The following is a 2,500-nucleotide window of genomic DNA, read 5'->3' as shown; positions in this document are numbered from 1 at the left end:
CTCACCGTCGGGTGAGCGTGCGGGTCCTCCGTCGCGCGGGGGAGGCACCGGTCCTGCGCGCGGCCCTGGTGCGGGGCCGGTCCCGCCGGCGAGCATCGACGTCATGAGCACCATGCCCCTCGTGGGTCCCGCGACCGCGGCCGTGCCGTCGGTGGTCGCCGCGCTGCGCAGGTCGCTGCCGTCGCTCGTGCTGGCGACGCTCGTCGGCGCGTTCCTCCTGGCCAGCCCGGGACTCCACCATGTGGTGAGCGCCGACGGCGGATGGGTCTCCTACGGCACCGATCCCGGGACGTCGTCGGCCTACGTCCTCGCGGCGACGGTGGTCGTCGTCGTGGGCGTGCTCCTGGGGCGGGCGCATCCGGTCTGGGCGACGGTGCTCGTGCTGCTGCTGCTCGGGTTCGCGGGCATCGGTGCCGCCAACGCCGTGGTGCTCGCGACCACCGGACGCCGGGACGAGCTGCTGCTCCTGCGCCGCACCGGGGCGACACGCCGCCAGCTGCTCGCCACGACCGGCACGGAGGCGCTCGTCACCGGCGCGGTCGCCTGGCTGATCGGCGCGGCGGCCGTCGTCCCCGCGGTGGCCGGCATGACCCTCGGGCTCCTCGGACCCGCGGTGCCGGCGGTCGACCTGCGCGTCGTCGGGGCGCTGTCCCTCGTGGTCGTCGCCATCCCCGTGGTCGGCACCCTGGCGACCGTGGCGCGCGCCGAGCGTCTCGGTGGCCCGGGCGGCGACGACCACGGGCGACCGACGACGAGCCGTGGCATCGTGGGCCGCGCCGACGACGAGGAGGTCTCGCGATGACCGGGAAGTCCGACTTCACCGACGACGAGTGGGCGCGCGTCGTCCGCGCACCGTTCGTCGCCGGGATGGCCATCTCGCTCGCCGACCCGGGCGGTCCCATCGAGGCCGCGAAGGAGTCGATGGCGTCCATCCGGTCGGCCACGAACCCGCCGACGCGCGAGCAGCTGCTCGCCGAGGTCGCGCTCGACATCCAGGCGCAGATCCAGCAGCGCCACAACCCCGCCCAGGGCTACCGGCCGACCGCCGCCGGCACGCCGCCGGGTGAGCAGGTCGTCGCCGAGCTGCGGGACGTCGCCGCCCTGGTGGCCGCGAAGGCCACGGCGGAGGAGGCGTCGGCGTTCGGGGCGTGGCTCGTCCGCACCGCGCAGGACGCGGCGGACGCCGCCAAGGAAGGCGGCTTCATGGGCTTCCACGCCGAACGCGTCAGCGCGCGCGAGACGGAGATGATCGAGCGCGTGCGCGACGCGGTCTCCTAGCGGCCGGCGCCCTCTTTGACCTTGCCCTTCGCCTCTTCGGCGGCGTGCTCGATCTTGTCGTCCAGACCCATGGGTCTCTCCTCTCGTGCGGTGCGGTCGTGGGTGGGGTGTCAGACGGCGCGACGGCCTCTGCCGACGAGCCAGCCGATGAGGCTGACGACGAGCAGGATGATGCCGATCCACAGCAGGACCTTCGCGGCCTCGACGGCGACGCCGAGGACGATCATCACCACGCCGGCGATGATGAGGATGAGCCACAGAGCCATCTGACTGCCTCTCTCGACCCGGTGGCCGGGGTTGGCCGCCGGACGTCCACGACCGCGTTTCTCCAGTCGCAACTCCTTCATGGTCGTGCGACCAGGGGCGCTCCGCACGTCGGGCGAGCGCGCCGGGGCGGTGGTAAGCGGGTGAGAAATCGCGGGTCAGACGCCCGGCTGCGCGGGCGGCGGTTCGACGAGGTAGGTGCCGTGCCCCTCCACCACGAGCCCGTCGGCGAAGCGCAGCACCTCGTCGACGAGCCCGCCGGACTGGTTGCGGTAGCCGAGGACGAGCACGTCGACGCCGGCGTGCACGCGTTCGACGGAGAACCGCAGGTCAGGGACTCGCCGGAGGCCTTCCGTCCAGTAGTCCCGCAGCGCGTCCTTGCCGCGCAGGACCCCCTGCGTCGCGGGCAGGAGCCGGGCGGCGAAGGGCGAGGTGAACACGACGTCGTCCGCGAAGTGGTCCAGGACGGCCTCGACGTCGTGCGCGTTCCAGGCGTCCACCCAGGCGGCGGCGAAGGCGTGCGGCTCGGATGTGGGCATGCGGGCAGTGTGGCACCGCGACGTGCGCATGGTGGACACGAATGTCCAGCATGCGAGAACGCCTCCCGGTGATACTTGACCTATCCAGTCGGGATTTCTAGTGTGCTCGTCACCGGGGTCGCCAGACCTCGGGGTCATGAGCTCCAGCACCAAGCCCCGGCTCGCTGGACGGCAACCCTCCCGCGCGGCGGGGTGCCCCGGGTGACGACCAGGTCGTGAGCACACCGCCCACGGCAACGGCGCGGACGCAGGCCACGGCCTGCCGTGAGGAGAGAGCGATGAGCGGGCGAGCCCCCGGACGCGCAGCCGTCCTGACGTGTCGCTGTCGCCCCCTGCGCTCCTGTCGCACGCGCTGACACCCGCCCTCGCCGCACCGCCGGCCGGAGCCCGTCGCGCCCCGGCCCCGCCGCCCGCCGACG

Annotated in this window: 4 protein-coding genes and 1 riboswitch; of the genes, 2 read left to right on the top strand and 2 right to left on the bottom strand. The window is 73.7% G+C overall.

Features of this window, described 5'->3' with window-relative positions:
- Window positions 1–103: 103 nt before the first annotated feature.
- The gene (locus HGA02_RS16070) at window positions 104–802 is read left to right on the top strand and encodes an FtsX-like permease family protein (protein ID WP_168680095.1); all 699 of its coding nucleotides are present in this window, start codon (window positions 104–106) and stop codon (window positions 800–802) included.
- Window positions 799–1,278 (top strand): hypothetical protein, encoded by a 480-nt coding sequence (locus HGA02_RS16065; protein ID WP_168680094.1) that lies wholly within the window; start codon window positions 799–801, stop codon window positions 1,276–1,278. The genes HGA02_RS16070 and HGA02_RS16065 overlap by 4 nt, the downstream gene beginning before the upstream one ends.
- A gap of 110 nt (window positions 1,279–1,388) precedes the next feature.
- Here the strand turns inward: HGA02_RS16065 and HGA02_RS16060 are convergent, their stop codons facing one another.
- Window positions 1,389–1,544: a DUF4175 domain-containing protein gene (locus HGA02_RS16060; protein WP_148090454.1), complete on the bottom strand. Its 156-nt coding sequence runs from the start codon at window positions 1,542–1,544 to the stop codon at window positions 1,389–1,391.
- 156 nt (window positions 1,545–1,700) lie between these two features.
- Window positions 1,701–2,081 carry a nuclear transport factor 2 family protein gene (locus HGA02_RS16055; RefSeq protein ID WP_168680093.1) on the bottom strand — a complete coding sequence of 127 codons (381 nt, stop codon included), beginning with the start codon at window positions 2,079–2,081 and terminating at the stop codon, window positions 1,701–1,703.
- A gap of 132 nt (window positions 2,082–2,213) precedes the next feature.
- A riboswitch (SAM riboswitch) is annotated at window positions 2,214–2,327 on the top strand.
- The last annotated feature ends 173 nt before the right edge of the window (window positions 2,328–2,500 follow it).

Source organism: Cellulomonas septica (assembly GCF_012396155.1).
GTDB lineage: Bacteria > Actinomycetota > Actinomycetes > Actinomycetales > Cellulomonadaceae > Cellulomonas > Cellulomonas septica.
The sequence above is the reverse complement of the archived record's forward strand: the minus strand, read 5'-3'. Positions and strand labels throughout refer to the sequence as shown.

What these genes read in the sequence shown, in the direction of transcription:
- HGA02_RS16055 (WP_168680093.1), bottom strand. Translation starts at nt 2,081, where the DNA reads ATGCCCACATCCGAGCCGCACGCCTTCGCCGCCGCCTGGGTGGACGCC.
- HGA02_RS16060 (WP_148090454.1), bottom strand. Translation starts at nt 1,544, where the DNA reads ATGGCTCTGTGGCTCATCCTCATCATCGCCGGCGTGGTGATGATCGTC.
- HGA02_RS16065 (WP_168680094.1), top strand. Translation starts at nt 799, where the DNA reads ATGACCGGGAAGTCCGACTTCACCGACGACGAGTGGGCGCGCGTCGTC.
- HGA02_RS16070 (WP_168680095.1), top strand. Translation starts at nt 104, where the DNA reads ATGAGCACCATGCCCCTCGTGGGTCCCGCGACCGCGGCCGTGCCGTCG.